General features: G+C 61.2%; 18 protein-coding genes. 11 read left to right on the top strand and 7 right to left on the bottom strand.

Features of this window, described 5'->3' with window-relative positions:
- Positions 1-33: 33 nt before the first annotated feature.
- Positions 34-1,704: a hypothetical protein gene (locus AC0JZ4_RS12575; protein WP_471886710.1), complete on the bottom strand. Its 1,671-nt coding sequence runs from the start codon at positions 1,702-1,704 to the stop codon at positions 34-36.
- 256 nt (positions 1,705-1,960) lie between these two features.
- Here AC0JZ4_RS12575 and AC0JZ4_RS12570 point away from each other — a divergent pair, with 256 nt between their 5' ends.
- From AC0JZ4_RS12570 to AC0JZ4_RS12550, 5 genes are all read left to right on the top strand, one after another.
- A complete protein-coding gene (locus tag AC0JZ4_RS12570; protein ID WP_471886709.1) occupies positions 1,961-2,902 on the top strand; it encodes an alpha/beta fold hydrolase in 942 nt (313 codons plus the stop codon).
- Between the two features lie 78 nt (positions 2,903-2,980).
- The gene (locus tag AC0JZ4_RS12565) at positions 2,981-3,946 is read left to right on the top strand and encodes a DMT family transporter (RefSeq protein ID WP_471886708.1); all 966 of its coding nucleotides are present in this window, start codon (positions 2,981-2,983) and stop codon (positions 3,944-3,946) included.
- Positions 3,947-3,948: 2 nt separating this feature from the next.
- Entirely contained in the window at positions 3,949-5,190 is a 1,242-nt protein-coding gene (gene caiB, locus AC0JZ4_RS12560; RefSeq protein WP_471886707.1) for a succinate--glutarate CoA-transferase, read from the top strand.
- Complete coding sequence (locus AC0JZ4_RS12555) at positions 5,145-6,818, top strand: thiamine pyrophosphate-binding protein (RefSeq protein ID WP_471886706.1); 1,674 nt, start codon at positions 5,145-5,147, stop codon at positions 6,816-6,818. Before caiB ends, AC0JZ4_RS12555 begins: the two co-directional genes overlap by 46 nt.
- A 59-nt stretch (positions 6,819-6,877) precedes the next feature.
- Positions 6,878-7,006 (top strand): hypothetical protein, encoded by a 129-nt coding sequence (locus AC0JZ4_RS12550; RefSeq protein ID WP_471886705.1) that lies wholly within the window; start codon positions 6,878-6,880, stop codon positions 7,004-7,006.
- Positions 7,007-7,065: 59 nt separating this feature from the next.
- Here AC0JZ4_RS12550 and AC0JZ4_RS12545 read toward each other — a convergent pair whose 3' ends face one another.
- From AC0JZ4_RS12545 to AC0JZ4_RS12535, 3 genes are all read right to left on the bottom strand, one after another.
- Positions 7,066-7,407 (bottom strand): RidA family protein, encoded by a 342-nt coding sequence (locus AC0JZ4_RS12545; RefSeq protein ID WP_471886704.1) that lies wholly within the window; start codon positions 7,405-7,407, stop codon positions 7,066-7,068.
- Between the two features lie 95 nt (positions 7,408-7,502).
- The gene (locus AC0JZ4_RS12540) at positions 7,503-7,841 is read right to left on the bottom strand and encodes a protein tyrosine phosphatase family protein (RefSeq protein WP_471886703.1); all 339 of its coding nucleotides are present in this window, start codon (positions 7,839-7,841) and stop codon (positions 7,503-7,505) included.
- Positions 7,842-7,916: 75 nt separating this feature from the next.
- Entirely contained in the window at positions 7,917-8,759 is an 843-nt protein-coding gene (locus AC0JZ4_RS12535) for a DUF4432 family protein (RefSeq protein WP_471886702.1), read from the bottom strand.
- A 241-nt stretch (positions 8,760-9,000) separates the two neighbouring features.
- Here AC0JZ4_RS12535 and AC0JZ4_RS12530 point away from each other — a divergent pair, with 241 nt between their 5' ends.
- A complete protein-coding gene (locus tag AC0JZ4_RS12530; protein WP_471887878.1) occupies positions 9,001-10,395 on the top strand; it encodes a L,D-transpeptidase in 1,395 nt (464 codons plus the stop codon).
- Positions 10,396-10,466: 71 nt separating this feature from the next.
- On the opposite strand, the gene AC0JZ4_RS12525 is transcribed toward AC0JZ4_RS12530, so the two are convergent.
- The 3 genes from AC0JZ4_RS12525 to AC0JZ4_RS12515 form a co-directional block, all read right to left on the bottom strand.
- The gene (locus tag AC0JZ4_RS12525; protein WP_471886701.1) at positions 10,467-11,183 is read right to left on the bottom strand and encodes an AAA family ATPase; all 717 of its coding nucleotides are present in this window, start codon (positions 11,181-11,183) and stop codon (positions 10,467-10,469) included.
- 199 nt (positions 11,184-11,382) lie between these two features.
- On the bottom strand, positions 11,383-12,882 hold the full coding sequence (locus AC0JZ4_RS12520) for an amino acid permease (protein WP_471886700.1): 1,500 nt from the start codon (positions 12,880-12,882) through the stop codon (positions 11,383-11,385).
- A 304-nt stretch (positions 12,883-13,186) separates the two neighbouring features.
- Positions 13,187-13,387 carry a hypothetical protein gene (locus AC0JZ4_RS12515; RefSeq protein WP_471886699.1) on the bottom strand — a complete coding sequence of 67 codons (201 nt, stop codon included), beginning with the start codon at positions 13,385-13,387 and terminating at the stop codon, positions 13,187-13,189.
- A gap of 41 nt (positions 13,388-13,428) precedes the next feature.
- Between AC0JZ4_RS12515 and AC0JZ4_RS12510 the strand changes: the two genes are divergently transcribed.
- From AC0JZ4_RS12510 to AC0JZ4_RS12490, 5 genes are all read left to right on the top strand, one after another.
- A complete protein-coding gene (locus tag AC0JZ4_RS12510) occupies positions 13,429-14,532 on the top strand; it encodes an ABC transporter substrate-binding protein (RefSeq protein WP_471886698.1) in 1,104 nt (367 codons plus the stop codon).
- A gap of 238 nt (positions 14,533-14,770) precedes the next feature.
- A complete protein-coding gene (locus tag AC0JZ4_RS12505; RefSeq protein WP_471886697.1) occupies positions 14,771-15,646 on the top strand; it encodes an ABC transporter permease in 876 nt (291 codons plus the stop codon).
- 10 nt (positions 15,647-15,656) lie between these two features.
- Positions 15,657-16,445 (top strand): ABC transporter permease, encoded by a 789-nt coding sequence (locus AC0JZ4_RS12500; RefSeq protein WP_471886696.1) that lies wholly within the window; start codon positions 15,657-15,659, stop codon positions 16,443-16,445.
- A 12-nt stretch (positions 16,446-16,457) separates the two neighbouring features.
- Entirely contained in the window at positions 16,458-17,519 is a 1,062-nt protein-coding gene (locus AC0JZ4_RS12495) for an ABC transporter ATP-binding protein (protein ID WP_471886695.1), read from the top strand.
- A gap of 146 nt (positions 17,520-17,665) precedes the next feature.
- Positions 17,666-19,015: an MFS transporter gene (locus AC0JZ4_RS12490; protein ID WP_471886694.1), complete on the top strand. Its 1,350-nt coding sequence runs from the start codon at positions 17,666-17,668 to the stop codon at positions 19,013-19,015.
- Positions 19,016-19,121: the final 106 nt, after the last annotated feature.

The following is a 19,121-nucleotide window of genomic DNA, read 5'->3' as shown; positions in this document are numbered from 1 at the left end:
TCGAAAGCCGCAGCTTTCGACGCCTTATTTGCGTTATTCCAGGGCTGCGTGGTCGATCCGGAAGAGCTGGAACGGATTGTCGGCACCGGTTGCAATGCGGATAAGGCCCGGCCATTCCCGCCCTGCCGAGAGCGCATCGTAAAGCGGCGCAACCCCAACATCGGGCTTGAGCGGAAAGCGGCATACGGAGACATAGTCGAACGACGCAAGCGCCGTGCGTCGGGTGCCGGCATCTTCCGTCAAGAATGCCTCGAACATCCGGCGCATGCCGGGCGATGCCCGATGGAACGGCACCGCTGCAACGGAAAAGCCCGGCGGCAATGCTTCCACAAGCGTAAGCCCCATCCCTTGCGGGGCCGCGATGCGGCCGGGAGCAAGCGCATTCAGGGAGGAGAAATCCCCCTCGGCGCAATCGCTATAGGCCATGTAATCCGCAGCATCGAACACCGCCACGCGTAAAGGCGTTTCCCGCACGACATAGATGGCCGTAAGGACATAGGCAGCGATGCAACCCAGCACCGCCCGGCGCAGTCCGACCGCCAGCTTGTCAACCGCCTTGACCTGAAAGAACTGAACGGCGAGCGGCATGAGTAGCGGCGCGAAGGCAAAGGCGAAACGGATATAGCGATTGAGAACCAATGTCAGGATCAGCGCCACCCAGCCGACGACTAGGATGATCAGCAGCCCCATCCAGCCCTGCTCCCGCCAGCGCATAACAAAAGCAGTCGCACAGGTCAGGATGATGCCAAGAACAACGGCGAGCACCAGGATTGCCGACTGCCCTTGCCCGACGAAATAAAGCGCGCTGTGCTCTTGGGAGATCCTTTGCAACCAATAGCTTTTCGATACCGGATCGATCATCCAATAGGGGCCGGAAAGGCATTGTGGGAAAAGGATGGCGAAGACGGCCAGAAGCATGATGCTGGGCAAGGCCAGACAGGCAATCTGCAGCAACCGACGCACATGTGGAAGGAACCTTGCAACACCCCACAGCACGGCACTAAACCCCGCGAGCAAGAAGATATAGGGCGCCGAGAACGCATCGCATTGCGTCGATAGCATGCCGACCGGCCCGATCAGCCCGTAAGCCAGCGGCAGGGTCGCGAGGAACATGACCGCCGACGCATGCCTCACCATCGCGACCGCGCCGTCGACACGCCACAGCATACCAACGACGAGGCATGCATGGATGACCGCGATGAAAGGCAACCCTTCGAGCGAGATGGCGACGGAGATCAGTGTGCCAATGCCGAGCAGCCAACCGCCTGCGCGATCCCAGCGCGCCAGTCCGCACAGCATCGTCATCAATGCGATAATCTGGATATTGTGGTGATCGATACGGCCGGGAACGAATTCCCAGAACGCGAACAACATCGCCAGCGCGGCAGTGACGACCAGAAGATAGCCGATCAACAAGGCCGGCACGTTCATGCGACGGAAAATGACGGCGCATTGCAGGCAGAATATCGCCAGCATCACCATCGGCCAGATGTCGAACGCCATCGTCAGCGCAGCATCCTTCCCGATGAACGGCGCAAGAATATGGGTGATGGCAACATACGGCGCATCCACCAGTCTCGACCAGGGCGAGATATAGGGTTCCGGCAGTGCAATCGCGGGCAGATTGAGATCCCACCAGCCCGCACCGCCGAACAGCAGATGCCGGATCTGAACCTCGCGCATCTGATCATCGATGTCGCCCATGAATTTCCGGGCATCGGCCAAATCAAGCAGGCAGATGCAGACACCTGCGACAAGCATGATGACGAAGAGAGAAAGAAGGCTTGCTCTCTTCGTGGGCTCTGCCCCACTCGCGGCAACGTCAATAGACTGTGTCATTTCTCCAGGAAGGCCCCCGCCAACGATCGGCGATTATTAGGTCCCGCGCGTTTAACATTGCGCTAAGACCGGCGCTCTGCAAAACAATGCCGAAGGAAACAGAGCAGAGAAGGCAGGCAATATGTTCGACGCAAGCAAACGGCTGGCACGTTCGAGCGACGCAAGCCTTGCCTACTGGCATATGCCCGCCGAAGGTGCCGCCATCGGCATCCTGCTTGTCTCACACGGCCTCGCCGAACACTCCAGGCGCTACCGACCCTTTGCCGAGGCAATGGCCGGCAAGGGCTTTCATGTCTACGCCTGGGATCACCGCGGCCATGGCGAAACAACGGCGCCGGAGGCGCCGCTCGGCCGCTTCGCCCTCAAGGATGGCGCGGCGATCGTCCTGCGGGACGTGATGGCCATTCGGGACATGGCTGTCACCGCACATCCCGACCTGCCCGTCATTCTCTTCGGCCATTCCATGGGAGGGCTGATCGCCCTCAATGCCGCACTCGAAAACCCGCAGGGCTTCGATGCGGTCGCGGTATGGAACACGAATTTCAATCCGGGCATTGCCGGCCGCGTCGCGCAGGGCCTGCTTCTGGCCGAGCGGGCGCTCAAAGGTTCGGATACGCCAAGCGGCATGCTGCCCCGCCTCACCTTCGGCGCCTGGGGCGATTCCATCCCGAACCATCGCACCGCCTTCGACTGGCTGAGCCACGACCCGGCCGAGGTCGATGCCTATATCGCAGATCCGTTATGCGGTTTCGATGCAAGCGTGTCACTCTGGCTGGACCTCTTCGACCTCGCCTTCCGGGCGCCGAAACATCTCTCCCGTCTGCCGAAGACCATTCCGATCCATCTCCTCGGCGGAGGAGAGGACCCGGCGACCGACAAGGGCCGCGCAGTGCTCTGGCTTTCGGGAAGGTTCCGTGCGGCAGGCCTGACAAACGTCACGACCCGCTTCTGGCCGAACGCCCGCCATGAGACACTTAACGATACGATGCGGGCGGAAGCGACCGCAGAATTCGCCGAATGGGCGCGATCTGTCGCCGCTTTCAAGCCAGGACCGGCAACCTAATCGGGCCAGGCGCCAGCGGAATGAGTTCATGACATTTATTCAAGTGCGCCAAGTGTCGCAGACCGCTATATCCAACCCATGAGTGCAGCACCGGCAAAACCAGATTCGCGCGCCCCGGCGACCAGCATTTCCGCCGGCCTGGGCTTCATGCTGCTGGCTATGCTGGTTGCGCCGCTGATCGATGTCTTCTCCAAGCTTGCCACCGCGAGTGCCTCGCCGACACTGATCACCGCCGCCCGCTTTCTCTTTCAGGCCGTCTGCATGCTGCCTTTTGTGCTGATCAGCCGCTCATGGCGTTCCTTTTCCTGGCAGATGAGTTTTTTTCACGCGATCCGCGCCGGTCTCGTGACGCTTTCCATGATCTGCTTCGTTGCCACTCTGGCGGTCATGCCGGTTGCCGATGCGGTCGCCATCTTCTTCGTCGAACCGATCATCCTCACCGTCCTGTCGAGCATATTCCTGAAGGAAATCATCGGCTGGCGCCGTTACACCGCCTGCGCGGTCGGCTTTATCGGCGCGATGATCGTCATCCGCCCGAGCTTTCAGGAAATCGGCTATGTCGCGCTCCTACCGGTCGTCACCGCCTTCTGCGTCGCCATTTTTGCCATGATGACGCGCGCACTGGCGCATCGCGAAGAGCCGTTCGCCATGCAGTTCCAGATGGCGCTCTGGGGAATGCCGATCAGCGCTGCCCTTCTTCTGGTCGGCGGCATGACTGACATCAGCTTCCTCGCACCTTCGGTTCCCGATGCCGCGGCCGTAGCGCTCATGGCCGGCGTCGGCGTCTTCGCAGCCTTGTCCGGTCTTCTCAGCGTCTATGCCTACCGCGCAGCCCCGGCCTCGGTTCTTGCCCCCATCCAGTATTTCGAGATCGTTTCGGCCACACTCTTCGGCTGGCTGGTTTTCGGCGATTTCCCCGACCCGATCAAATGGCTCGGCATCTCCATCATCATCGGCTCCGGCCTCTACATCATCTGGCGCGAACGCCGCACCGCCTCCATCAAGCCCGTCACGACAAGCGAAACCACATCGGTAATTCCCTGATCATGGATAAGCCTGAGAAAAAGCCGCCGCTTGCCGGCATCCGCGTCCTGGAACTTGCCCGCGTACTGGCCGGCCCCTGGGCCGGACAGATGCTGGCGGATATGGGCGCCGATGTCATCAAGGTGGAAAACCCGGAAGGCGGCGATGATACACGCGCCTGGGGGCCACCTTTCGTCGAAAGCATCGAAGGCGACAACCTGTCCGCCGCCTATTATCACGCCACCAATCGCGGCAAACGCTCGATTGCCGTCGATCTGAAGACCGAGGAAGGCCAGGCGGTCGTCCGCCGTCTCGCTGCACAATCCGACGTGCTGATCGAGAACTTCAAGCTCGGCGGCCTGAAGAAATACGGCCTCGACCACGAAAGCCTGAAAGCGATCAACCCGAAGCTCGTCTACTGCTCGATCACCGGGTTTGGCCAGGATGGCCCCTATGCCGCGCTCGCCGGCTATGACTACATCGTCCAGGGCATGTCCGGCTTCATGTCGATCACCGGAGAACCGGATGGCCAGCCGATGAAGGCCGGTGTCGCGATCGCCGACATCTTTACCGGCATCTACGCCGTCACCGCCATCCAGGCGGCACTCATCCATGCGATGAACACTGGCGAAGGTCAGCTGGTCGACATGGCCCTGCTCGACGTCATGTCCTCTGTTCTCGCCAACCAGAACATGAACTACCTGATTTCCGGCATATCTCCGGTCAAGCTCGGCAACGCCCACCCCAACATTTCGCCCTATGAGGTGATCCCTGTTCTCGATGGCCATATTATTCTCGCCGTCGGCAACGACGGCCAGTTCCGGCGCTTTTGCCGCATTCTCGGCATAGAGGCCCTCGCAGATGATGAACGCTACGCCACCAACAAGGCCCGCGTCGCCCATCGCGTCGAAGTTCGCAGCCTGCTGACGGCCGAGACGGTGAAATGGACGAAAGCCGATCTTCTGGCGGCCTGCGGCGAAAACGCTGTACCGGTCGGCCCGATCAACTCGATCGGCGAGATGTTCGAGGATCCGCAGGTCAAGGCGCGCGGCCTGCGCGTCGATCTTGAAGCGGCCGACGGCACGGTCATTCCGGGCGTGAGGACCCCGATCGTGCTGTCGGAGACACCGCTCGCCTATCACCGCCCGAGCCCGCGCGTCGGCGAACATACGGATGAAATTCTGGCAGAACTGAATGCAATCGAGGAGGAGAGCAATCAATGCAAGACACCGCGGAAACCACCATCAGAACCGGCGGTCAGCTGATCGTCGAGGCGCTGAAGGCGAACGGCGTCAGCCGTGTCTCCTGCGTGCCGGGCGAAAGCTATCTCGCCGTCCTCGATGCGCTTTATGAAAGCGGCATCGACGTCCTCGTGTGCCGCCAGGAAGGTGGCGCTGCGATGATGGCCGACAGCTGGGGCAGGCTTTCGGGCCAACCCGGCATCTGCATGGTCACGCGCGGCCCCGGCGCCACCAATGCATCCGCCGGCCTGCATGTCGCCAAGCAGGATTCGATCCCGATGATCCTCTTCGTCGGCCAGATCGGCCGCGACATGAAGGAACGCGAGGCCTTCCAGGAAGTCGAATACCGCCGCGCCTTCACCGAATTCGCCAAATGGGTGGGCGAGATCGACGATGCACGCCGCATTCCCGAGTTCGTCACCCGCGCCTTTGCCGTCGCCACCTCCGGCCGCCCCGGCCCGGTCGTGCTGACGCTGCCGGAGGACATGCTGGTCGAGGAAGTCGAAGCGCCACGCGCAAAAGCCTATACTCCTGTCGAAAGCCATCCCGGCAGGACGCAGGTCGCCGAGTTCGAAAAGCTGCTGAAGGAATCACAGCGCCCGATGGTCATCGTCGGTGGAACCCGCTGGGACGAGCAGGCTGTCGCCGATTTCCAGTCCTTCGCCAGCCGCTTCAAGCTGCCGGTCGGTTGCTCCTTCCGCCGCCAGATGCTGTTCGATCACCTGCACCCGTCCTATGCCGGCGATGTCGGGATCGGCATCAATCCGGCGCTGGCAAAAGAGATCAAGGACAGCGACCTTCTGATCCTGATCGGCGCGCGCATGTCGGAAATGCCGTCCTCCGGCTACACCCTTCTGGACATCCCCTATCCCGCCCAGAAACTCATCCACGTCTTCCCCGACCCGGAAGAACTCGGTCGCATCTACCGCCCGGATCTCGCCATCTGCGCCGCCCCTTCGCAATTCGTCGCCGCCATCAGGGATCTTGAGCCGCCGGCGCTGCCGCTCTGGGCCGAACGCAAGTCGGCCATGCACGATGCCTACCTGAAATGGTCAACGCCACCGGCAACGGGCCCCGGCGACGTGCATATGGGGCCGATCATGACCTGGATCGAGGAGAATACGCCGGACGACGCGATCTTCACCAACGGCGCCGGCAACTACGCCACATGGCTGCACCGCTTCCACCGGTTCCGCAAATACAACACCCAGTCGGCACCGACCTCCGGCTCGATGGGCTACGGTCTTCCGGCCGCGGTTGCGGCAAAGCAGATGTTCCCCGAGCGGGAAGTCGTCTGCTTTGCCGGCGATGGCTGCTTCATGATGCACGGCCAGGAATTCATCACCGCCGTCCGCTACGGGCTGCCGATCATTACCGTTCTGGTCAATAACGGCATCTACGGCACGATCCGCATGCATCAGGAGCGGGAATATCCCGGCCGCGTCAGCGCCACCGATCTCGTCAATCCGGATTTCGTCGCCTATGCCAAGGCCTTCGGCGGCCACGGTGAGCTGGTGGAAAAGACCGAGGATTTCGGCCCCGCCTATCTGCGCGCCCGCGAAAGCGGCAAGCCCGCGATCATCGAAGTGCGGCTCGATCCCGAAGCGATCACCCCTGCCCGCAGCTTGACCGACATTCGTGAAAAGCGCTGACGCGTGAGCTTTTGCTCGCCTTTCGCGGAACATCCCGTCGCCATGCCCGTTGATGGAGCATGGCACAGGATACAAAACGCAAAGCACTGGGGGGCATGTCGACGTTCGTCGTCGCCATCTTCCTGATCGGAATAGCCCTTGCGGCCTTCTACCTGTTCGGCATGACGCCGGGCGAAACCACACAGTAAGATGCAAAAGAGGCCGGTTTTCACCGGCCTCTTTTCTGTATTCGGTAGACGTTGGTGGCTTAGATCGCAGCCGTGACGATGAATTCTACCTTGTACTTCGGAGCAGCGAGAGCAGCTTCGCTCGTCGCGCGTGCCGGCGGGTTTGCCGGGTCGATCCAGGCTTCCCATACGGCGTTCATTTCACCGAAGGTCGACATGTCGGAAAGATAGATGATCGTCTGCAGGATCTTCGACTTGTCGGAACCGCTTGCGGCCAGCAGGCGATCGACTTCGGCGAGCGCGTCCTTGCACTGGTCGGCAACGGTTTCGCCTTCGCCAACCTGGCCGGCGAGATAGACGGTGTTGCCGTGGACGACTGCGCCGCTCATGCGGGCGCCGGGTTCGATACGCTTGATGCTCATGGGATGCTCCTGAATGCTGAGCTTGGAATATGCACGCCGCGTAACACCGCGGCATGCGCGAAAAAACCAGGGACCGTCACCGGCCTTACGTCAAATCAGCCCTTGAAGCGCTGGGCCTGTTCGTAGATTGCAGTCGAGCGGGCGCCCGAGCGGCAGAAGCCGAGCATCGGCTTCGGAAAGTCTTCGAGCGCATCGGCCATTTCGGTGACACCTTCCGGCGTCAGGCCCATGCGGCCGACCGGGATGTGGCGAATGTCGAGGCCGAGTTCCTTGGCGCGCGCTTCGATTTCGGAAAAATGCGGCTGGCCCGGCTCTTCCTCGTCGGGACGGTGGCAGACGAGCGACTTGAAGCCGAGCGCCTTGATCTCGTCCAGCTCCTCGACCGTGATCTGGCCGGAAACAGAGTAGTCGTCGTTGATCGGGCGGATATCCATCGTGCTGCCTCCATGTCTTTTGAGGCGCAAGCATTACGCGGTGCTTCGACAAGCGTCAACGAAAGATGAAAGCCCTCATACGAAGGCGAAACGCAGCGCATATTCGGCGCTCTCGCCCGGCTCAAGCATCTGCATCTCGCCGGTTCTCACCAGTTCCTCGCGGCTCGCCAAGCGGTGTGACACCGGCTCGATACCGAGTACATGCGCCGGCTCCTTCTGGTTGCGCCAGACTTGCAGGTAAGGCAGGCCATCCGTCCTGAACCGCACTTTCAGCGTTACGCCTCCAAGGGCAGCGATCGGCCCAAGCGCCACTTCCGCCCACTCCTCGCCTTCACGCGCAGCCGGCACGCAAAACACGCCTCCCGGCTCCGGCCCGAAGTTCCACGGCACCGGCCCGTTCTCCAGCATCGCACCCGACAGCTGCACGCCGTCATCGAACAGCCACGCGCCGATATTCATGTGATACATATGAATCCGCGCGAACGACGTTTCCCCGACATTCGTTACCCTGTCCTGCAGGCAGACCTCGCCCGACATGCTGTCGATCCGCCAATGCCGTTCAAGGAGCGCATGGCCACCCTCGGCCGTCGCCACCGCGATCTTCGCCCGGCATTCCGCATCATCCCCCTCGATATGGTCCCAGAAGAGGATCTCCGCCGGATGCGACGAAAACGAGCCATGCAGCGGATACTTGCCGCCACTGGCATCGCCCGGTATCGCAACCGGGTGGCGGATGTGATCCGGTCCGCAGGTAAACAGAAACCCCTCGAGCGAGTGATCGATTCGTGCATCGCCATCGTCGGGAATGGCCCTCCCCGGCGCGATGTCGATGTCATTGACGAAACAGCTCCCGACATCGAGAACGGACCCCTCGTCGAGCATCAGTTTCGGTCCGACTGTCGCGGTAAAGGTTTTCATCGATTTTTCCTCCCATCGCTCACGCGGCGTTTACCGTCTTTGAGCAAAATTTAATAATTCATTCATTGCAAACTGGGATTCTTCCATACAAGGGTCAAATTTAGCTTGTCAGTCAAAGCACATGGCAGACGGGAACCAAGCACCATCATTCCCGATTACATCAATGTGCAACAGTATAATCGGTGAGAACGTGAAGCGCTCCCTCTTCGTCGGCATCAGTCTTTCGGTCCTCGCGGCGTCCATGGCGCAGCCCGCCTTTTCCCAGAGCCGCGGCTATGGATATGAGGAGGCACCGCTGCTCGTCGCGCCCGACGGCGCGATCCTCGACTATATGCCCAACGGCGGCGACGTCATCATCAGCCGTGACGGCATGGGCCGCCGCGTCTACCTCGATGGCTGGGGCAATATCGTCGCGACCGAAATGCGCCGCGATACCTACAACCCCCGCAGTCCCCGCTTTGACGAATATCCGGCAGCGCCCGGCGGTTATCGCAACGAACGCCAGCAGGCCCGCCAGGAACGCCGCGAACAGCGTTATCAGGAACAGAACGGGTATCGCGACTACCGTCAGTATCGCCCCGGCGAGGCTGGAGAACCAGGCGCGGTGACCGGCTCGATCGGCCGCCCCGATTCGGTGACCCGCATGCCGCTCGAAGACCAGGCCCTGCCCGGCGTGGATGAGGGATACGGCGATCAGGGCTATTCGCAGGAAGCAGCTCTCGAACCGAACCAGAGCCTGCCGCCGGCAGACAACCTGCATCCGAACACACCGGTCATCACCGTCACCAAGAAGCCGCAGGCGGAAATCGCCGCGCTCCAGGTATTTCTCGACCGCGAAGGCATTTCGCCCGGCGTCATCGACGGCCATCTTGGCGACAACGTCAACAAGGCGATTGCCGCGTGGCAGGAAATGACCGGCGAGACGCTCGATCCGAACAATTCCGAAGACATCATGCAGCGCCTGACCTATTCGGGCGGCCTGCCGATCGTCGATTACACGATCACTGCCTCGGATGCCGCAGGCCCCTATGTCGCCTCCATTCCGGATGACTACGCCCACAAGGCTGCCCTGCCCGCCATGTCCTATACCTCGGTGACGGAAAAGCTCGCCGAACAGTTCCACATGGATGAAAATTACCTGAAGTCGATGAACCCGAATGCCGATTTCAGCATTCCGGGTACGATCATCAAGGTCGTCAACCCGGCGCAGGCCAAGACGGGTCAGGTGACCCGCATCGTTGCCGACAAGGGTCGCAAGCAGGTCTTTGCCTATGGCGCCGATGGCAACCTGATCTCGGCCTATCCGGCAACCATCGGCTCGTCCGACACGCCGTCGCCGACCGGCAATCACACGGTCCAGCGCATCGCGCTCGATCCGGGCTATACCTACAACCCGAAGATCAACTTCACGCAGGGCAACAACACCCAGATCCTGCAGATCCCGCCGGGCCCGAACGGTCCGGTCGGCACGGTCTGGATCGCCCTGTCCAAGCCGACCTACGGCATCCACGGCACGCCGGAACCGTCGAAGATCGGCAAGACCAACAGCCACGGCTGTATCCGTCTGACCAACTGGGATGCGACGGAACTCGCCAAGATGGTCAAGCCCGGCACGACGGTAGAATTCGTCGAGTAAGCAGACGACGGCATAACCAAACGCAAAAGGCCGGCGATGACCGGCCTTTTCTATTCTGTCATTGACACCATTCAGCCGGCATTGCGGACCAGACCGATCAACCGCGTGATCGGTGAACGGGTCATTTTTGTCGGCAGGATGCCCAGCACCTCCAACGCATAGGCGCGGGCATTCTCGCGCGCCTTCTCGACATTGCTGACCTTTGCCGGGTCCATCGTGTGCAGCGTGCCGCCAGTCTCGAACAGTTCCTTGAAGGCCGTCCGCTCGCCGATCGGCGTCGACAGCACGTTGACGCCCTTGGCCGCCAGCAACCCCTTGATGGCGAGCAGCGCCCTTGTCGTCACCATCGAGGTCACCCGCGTCATTACCACCGAATGGTCGATGTCGAGTTTCGCCTTCTCCTTCATCATCGCGATCAAATCGAGAATCTGAGCCGCACCCTTGGCATCCATCGCCGAGCCCTGAACCGGGATGAAAACATGGTCGGAAAGCCCGATCGCCGTCGTGACCAGCGCATCGCGCGCACCGGCAAGGTCGACGATGAAGTAGTCGGTAACCGATGCCATCTCGCGCAGATGACAGTGCAGCGATGCGACGCTCACTTCGGAGATCACCTCGATATTGCGGACCGTGCCGGAAACCTCCTGCCACTGGCTGATCCAGCGCTGCGGGTCGGCATCTATGATGGTGATGCGGAAGCCCTGCTGCGCAAGTTCCGTCGCAAGCAGCAGCGCTGCCGTAGTCTTGCCGGCGCCGCCCTTGGCATTGGCGAAAGATATGACTGGCATTTCTGATCCTTGGCGGGTTCGGTCCTGACGTTATCCCCGAAGCACGGGGCAGCTCTGCCATATCCTTTTCCATCCATCATTGACCGAAACTTGTCGCACCGCTTGCAAAGCTTCAAATGCGCGGTGGTGATGCATCCATGCATCAAAAAAGCGGCCACCCTATGGATGGCCGCCTCCGTCTTCCAGGAAACAAGGATGATCAGGCGAGCGACGCCGCCTCCTTGTGCTCCATGGCAAACTCCTCTTCCGGCGACAGGATCAGCCGGTGACGACCGACCAGCGCGAAATACGCGATGGCCACCACGAACCACACCGCAACCCAGACCACGCCCCGGAAGAAATTCGGATCCTGGATTTGGTACAGCAGCGTCACGACGGCGATGATGATCGTCAGTGCGGCGCCCGGAATGCCGAGCGGCGAGCGGAACGGCCGCTCGATATTCGGCAACTTCTTGCGCAGGATGATGAACGAGATCGCCTGCATGATGTAGGAGAACATCGCGCCGAAGACGGCCATGTTCAGAAGCACGGCACCGATCACGGTACCCCCCTGTTCCGCACCGAGCGCGAACCAGATGACGAGCATCACCGCCAGGCCGATCGCCGCGCCCGCCATCATCGCCACATAGGGCGTCTTGTAGACGGGATGGGTGACGGAAAGTGCCGTCGGGAAGTAGCCGGCGCGTGACAGCGAATAGATCTGCCGACCCTGTGCATAGAGGATGGTGTGGAAGCTGGCGATCAGCCCCGTCAGTGCCACCAGGCCGAGAATGACCACGCCGCCATCGCCATAGACGGACTTGAACCCGTCGAGCAGCGGCTCAAGCGCCGAACCGAGATGGAAGGCGCCGACACCCGGCAGCGACGGGTTGAGCAGCACGATCATGAAGGCGGAGACCATCAGCGTGATGATGCCGAGGATGATGCCCTTCGGCATGTCGCGCTTCGGATCGACGGATTCTTCCGCCGCCAGCGGCAGCTGCTCGATGGCGAGGAACAGCCACACCGCAAACGGCAGCGTTGCGAGAACACCCGAGATGCCGAAGGGGAACCAGTCGCCATTGCCTTCCGGCAGTTCGATCGCCGCGCCGTCGGGTCCGACGCCGATATTCAGCGCCCAGCGATTGAAATCCATGTTCGGGATCGCGCTGATCCAGAAGAACACCAGAACCGCCAGCGACACGAGTGTGATCACCAGCGTCACCTTGAACGACAGTTCCAGCCCGAACACGTTGAGCGCCAGGAAGACCGCGTAGAACAGGATCCACAGAAGCGGCGAATAGGCCGGATCGAGCCCGAGGATCGAGTTCACGTAAGCCGTGATGAAGGTCACGATGACGGCGGGCGTCAGCACATATTCGACGTTTTCGCAAAGCCCGGTCAGGAACCCTCCCCAAGGCCCCATCGCGGTGCGCGCGAAGGAATAGGCGGCCCCTGTATGCGGCAGCGCCGGGCTCATCTCGGCAATCGAGAAGGTAAGCCCCAGATACATGACGGCGATGATCATGCCGGCCACCAGCATGCCGCCCCAACCGCCGGTGGCGAAGCCGAAGTTCCAGCCGGAAAAATGCCCGGAAATGACCGCGCCGACGCCGAGCGCCCACAGCGACCAGACACCGGCATAGCGGGACAGCCCGCGCTTGTCGAAATAGGAGGCGTCCGCTTTCTTGTAGCTGACGCCGGCAGATGAACTTTCCATTCCCCGTCTCCTGCTCAAAGCAAAGGGCCCCGGCCCCAGCGGCCGGATATGCCCATAGGTCGGCACGCCCTCCGCCCTCTCGGTTTCCCGATCCGTCGCAAGAGTGCCGGCACAGCTTTGACTGCTCCCAGGAGATCTTTGTTCTGTCAGCAGACTGGAATGATCTGCCTGGCGCGGTCGCGATCCCTCGACCAATTCCGGAAGTGTTTTTCGGGCCGTCCCGTCCGCCGATTACGAAAATGTGGCTTGAGCGGGACGACTTGCAAAATTTAAATAAATAGTTGCAACTGAGAATTCTTCACTTTCAGCGCGCCGTCAAACGAAACTTTTGAATGTCCGGGGCGCATTTGCGTCGCATCTGTTCCGCCAGCGACACGCGCTGCCGGTTATCCACAGCCAAGGGTGGGATGTCTTTGGCACATTTAAGAAAAATGCTTTCAAAGCCGGAACTTATCGGCTGAACTTTACAAACATCGCCTGTCACATACAGTTCATCAAACGTCACTACGAGTTGCCGCCGACACGTTAAACCCCAGGAGGACTTCCGTGCTCAAGAACGCTCACCGCCTGCTCTCGCTCACGACTGCTGCAGTCGTTGCTTCCACTTCGTTCGCTTTCGCCGAGCCGAGCGCCGAACTCATCGCCGCCGCCAAGAAGGAAGGTTCGCTGACCACCATCGCCCTGCCGCACAGCTGGTGCGGTTACGGCGACATCATTGCCGGCTTCAAGGCCAAGTACGGCATCGAGGTCAACGAACTGAACCCGGACGCAAGCTCGGGTGACGAAATCGAAGCCATCAAGGCCAACAAGGGTAATACCGGCCCGCAGGCGCCTGACGTCATCGACGTCGGTCTCTCCTTCGGCCCGTCTTCCAAGGCCGAAGGCCTGATCCAGCCCTACAAGGTCTCCACCTGGGATTCTATCCCGGATGATGCCAAGGATGCCGAAGGCTACTGGTACGGCGATTATTACGGCGTTCTCTCCTTCGTCGTGAACACCGATATCGTCAAGGAAGTGCCGAAGGACTGGAAGGACCTGACGAAGTCGGAATACGCCAACTCGGTAGCACTTGCCGGCGATCCGCGCGGCTCCAACCAGGCCGTCCAGGCCGTCTACGCGGCCGGCCTCGGCGCTGGCGAGACCGACGCTTCCAAGGCTGGCGAAGCCGGTCTGGCGCTCTTCTCGGAAATCAACAAGGCTGGCAATTTCGTGCCGGTCATCGGCAAGTCCGCTTCGCTTGCGCAGGGCTCCACCCCGATCGTCGTTGCCTGGGACTATAACGGCCTGTCCTGGCGCGATACGCTGAAGGGCAACCCGCCGCTCGAAGTCGTGGTTCCGGAAACCGGCGTTGTTGCCGGCGTCTACGTTCAGGCGATCTCGGCCTTCGCACCGCATCCGAACGCCGCCAAGCTGTGGATGGAGTATCTCTATTCCGACGAAGGCCAGCTCGGCTACCTGAAGGGCTATTGCCACCCGATCCGCTTCAACGATCTTGCCAAGAGCAACAAGGTCCCGAAGGAAATGCTCGACGCCCTGCCGCCGGCAGCAGCCTACGAGAAGGCGAAATTCCCGACGCTTGACGAACAGGCCGCCGGCAAGACCGCTATCACCACCAAGTGGGACAGCGTCGTCGGCGCCAACGTCCAGTAGCATATCGGGCCTCCCCGCCGAAAGGCGGGGAGGCTTTCGCCTATGGGACACCCCTCCCAGCCCTTGCCACGAAAGGCGGGCTTCAGCTGGCCGCATCGCCTAATCGGGCTGCGGCAGGCAGCGACCGACGGTTCTCTCCGCTTGCGGGGAAGATGATCGTCAGGCCGAAGAGGGATTTCCCATGCGCAACCACTCTCCCGTCGGGTGAGGTCTATTTCTCTCAAAGGCGCGCGCTTTCATGACAACGGCATCCTCGTCCTTTATCGACCGACGTACCGTCATCGATTGGCTCGGCATCGCGCCGTTCATGATCTTCGCGCTGATGTTCCTGGTGGTTCCGACGCTCTATCTCGTCATGGGTGCCTTCTTCACGCCGGACGGTGAACTCACCTTCAGGAATATCGCCGACCTGTTCACCCCGACGATCCTGTCGGCCTACTGGATCTCCATCAAGGTCTCTTTCGCCTCGTCGCTCGGCGGCGCGCTGATCGGCTTTTTCCTCGCCTGGGCAATCGTGCTCGGCGGCCTGCCCTCGTGGATCCGCTCCGGCCTCCTGACCTTTTCCGGCGTCGCCTCGAACTTCGCCGGCGTACCGCTCGCCTTCGCCTTCATCGCCACGCTCGGCCGCACCGGTCTCGTGACGGTCTTCCTGCGCGACTGGTTCGGCTTCAATCTCTATTCGACCGGCTTCAACCTTCTGTCCTTCGTCGGCCTGACCGTTACCTACATGTTCTTCCAGATCCCGCTGATGGTGCTGATCCTCACCCCGGCGCTCGACGGACTGAAGAAGGAATGGCGCGAAGCCTCCGAAATCCTCGGCGCCTCGACCTGGCAATACTGGCGCATGGTGGCCTTCCCGATTCTCTGGCCCAGCCTGCTTGGCACCTCGCTGCTGCTATTTGCCAATGCCTTCGGCGCCATAGCCACGGCATACGCATTGACGGGCTCCTCGCTCAACATTGTGCCGATCCTGTTGTACGCCCAGATCCGCGGCGACGTTCTGCATAACCCGAATCTCGGTTACGCGCTGGCGCTCGGCATGATCGTCATCACCGGCCTGTCCAATATTCTCTATATCTGGCTGCGCATGCGCGCCGAACGCTGGCAGAAGTGAGGGCGAACCGATGAAGATGACAAAATTCTTCGCCTGGCTCGCGATCGCCGTCGGCGTCATCTATTTCTTCGTGCCGCTGCTCGGCACGTTCGAATTCTCGCTGCGCATGCGCCGCGGCGAATATTCCTTCGACGCCTACGATTCGGTCTTCTCCGACATCCAGTTCCAGCAGACCTTCGGCTTTTCGATGCTGATGGCGCTGTTCACCATCATCTTCGGCATGCTGCTCGTCGTGCCGACCGCCTATTGGGTGCGCCTGCGCCTGCCGCAGATGCGCCCGGTCGTCGAATTCGTCACCCTGATGCCACTCGTCATCCCGGCCATCGTCATCGTGTTCGGCTACCTGCGCCTCTACAATTCCTCGTCGTATATTCCGTTCACCGGCTCGACCTTCGGCACCAATGTGCTGCTTGTGATGTCCTACATCACCCTGTCTCTGCCCTACATGTACCGCTCGGTCGATACGGCGATGCGCACGATCGATGTCCGCACCTTGACGGAAGCCGCTGAAATTCTCGGCGCCAAATGGCCGACTATCCTGTTCAAATGCATTTTCCCGAATGTCATGTCGGGTGTGCTGTCCGGCGCTTTCATCACCTTCGCCATCGTCATGGGCGAATTCACCATGGCGGCCCTTCTAAACCGTCCGGCCTTCGGCCCCTATCTCCAGCTTGTCGGCGCCAACAAGGCCTACGAGCCCTCCGCACTTGCCGTCATTGCCTTCGCCATGACCTGGCTTTCCATGGGCCTCATCCAGCTCGTCACCCGTCTCAGCAAGATGGCGCCTTCTCGCGCCTAAGGAATATCGCCCATGTCCTTCCTCGTTCTCGACAGCCTCAAGAAGAGTTTCGGCCAGACCCAGGTCGTCAAGGATTTCAACATGTCGATCGAGAAGGGCGAGTTCGTCTCCTTCCTCGGCCCATCGGGCTGCGGCAAGACGACGGTCCTGAGGATGATCGCCGGCTTCGAAACTCCGAGCGACGGCACGATCACCATCAACGGCCGTAACCAGTCGGGTCTCAAGACCAGCCAGCGCAATATCGGCATGGTCTTTCAGGCCTATGCGCTATTTCCCAACATGAACGTCTTCGACAACGTCGCCTTCGGCCTGAAGGTCGCGGGCATGCCGAAGGCAGAGATCGAGGGCCGGGTGAAGGAGATGCTGAAACTCATCCATCTCGAACATCTCGCCGACCGCTACCCCTACCAGATGTCAGGCGGCCAGCAGCAGCGCGTCGCGCTCGCCCGCGCGCTTGCGCCCAAGCCGCAGGTCCTTTTGCTCGACGAGCCGCTTTCGGCGCTCGATGCCAAGATCCGTGTCTCGCTGCGCGAGGAAATCCGCCAGATCCAGCGTCAGCTCGGCATCACCACCGTTTTCGTCACCCACGACCAGGAAGAGGCACTGTCGATCTCCGACCGCATCGTCGTCATGAATGCCGGCCGCGCCGACCAGATCGGCACGCCGTCGGATATCTACAATCGTCCCGCCACCCGCTTCGTCGCCTCATTCGTCGGCACGCTCAACATCATCGATGCGACGGTCGTCGATCCCGCTGCCGACACGATTAGTATCGGCAACAACGTGATCGCCCTGCGCGAACCGATCGGCGCGTTGAAGCCCGGCGACACGCTCTCCGTCGCACTTCGCCCGGAAGCGGGCTCGCTGTCGGAAAGTGCCAAAGGCGATACCGCGTTGACCGGCAAGGTCACCTCTTCCCACTTCCTCGGCTCGGTCGTCCGCACAAAGTTCGATGTCGGCGGCAGCCAGATTTCCTTCGACATGTTCAACGCCCCGGACAAGATACTGCCGCAGCTGGGCGAAACGGTCACGCTCCGCTTTGCTGCAGGCGACCTTCTGGTCATCCGGGATTAGAGCTGCCTGTTGCCGAACTGCATCGCCACCATTGTCGATTGCCCGGAAGAACACCCTTTCAGCCTTGATATGCAGGCCTCCATGCCGCATTGCGCTAGGGGCCATCTCCCAGGAAGGGAAACCACCCCGTACATTAGTTGAGTACAATGTCTTCGATTACCTCCCCGGCTCCCGCAGGAGCCGCACCACGCCGCCTCACCGCCCAGGATTTTCGCACACTGGGCCTTTCCGCTCTCGGCGGCGCGCTGGAATTCTACGATTTCATCATCTTCGTCTTCTTCGCCACCGTCATCGGCCAGCTCTTCTTCCCGCCGGACATGCCTGAATGGCTGAAGCTGATCCAGACCTTCGGCATTTTCGCCGCCGGCTACCTGATCCGCCCGCTCGGCGGCGTCGTCCTCGCCCATTTCGGCGATGTCTTCGGCCGCAAGAAGGTCTTCGCCTTCTCGATCCTGCTGATGTCGCTGTCGACGCTTGGTATGGCGATCATGCCGACCTATGCGACGATCGGCGTTCTGGCTCCCATCCTGCTCGTCGTCATGCGCATCCTTCAGGGTGCGGCGATTGGTGGTGAAGTTCCGGGCGCCTGGACCTTCGTGGCTGAACACGTGCCCTTCCGCCGCGTGGGCTTTGCCTGCGGTTTCCTTGCGTCTGGCCTGTCGCTCGGCATCCTGCTCGGCTCGTCGATCGCGACGCTGATCAATACCGTCTTCACGCCGGAAGCGATCCTCGACGGCGCATGGCGCATTCCCTTCTTCCTCGGCGGCTTCTTCGGCCTCCTGTCGGTGTGGATGCGCCGCTGGCTGCAGGAAACGCCGATCTTTTCCGAGATGAAGGCTAGCCGGGCGCTCGCGCCCGAACTGCCGCTCAAGACCGTGTTGCGCGACCATAAGCGCGGCATCGTCATCTCGGTACTGCTGACCTGGATCCTCTCGGCTGGCATCGTCGTCACCACGCTGATGACCTCGACGCTGCTGCAGAAGATTTACGGCTACACGGCGCAGCAGTCGCTGGCCGCGACCAGCTTCGGCACGCTGTTTTTGATCTTCGGCACCTCGGCTGCCGGAGCGCTCGTCGACCGCATCGGTTCGGCGCGGTTCTTCACCGTCGCCGGCGTCGTCTTCGGCGCCGCCACCTGGACCTTCTACAGCTTCGCAGCATCGTCGATCACCACCATGTTCGCGCTCTATGCGGTCATGGGCCTTGCCGTAGGCATGGTGGGCGCAGTGCCTTACGTGATGGTACGCGCCTTTCCGGCCCGCGTCCGCTTTACCGGCCTGTCCTTCTCCTACAACCTCTCCTACGCCATCTTCGGCGGCATGACCCCGATCGCCGTCACCACGGCGCTTGCCATCAACCCGATGGCGCATGCCTGGTACCTGCTCTTCATCGCAGCGTTGACTACCGGCGTCGGCATCTACCTCGGCCTCAGCGGCAGCAAGGTGGAATCGGCCGCTGGTATCGAGGAGCTGACGGCGAGACTGGCGAAGAGCTAAATGCGGATCGTCATGCGCGGGCCTGTCCCGAGCATGACGCCCGAGTTGATCCCGATAGAACAAGAAAAGCCGGAGAGCAAAACTCTCCGGCTTTTCTGTCTTTAGC

It is taken from the genome of [Rhizobium] kunmingense (genome assembly GCF_977018605.1).
The sequence above is the reverse complement of the archived record's forward strand: the minus strand, read 5'-3'. Positions and strand labels throughout refer to the sequence as shown.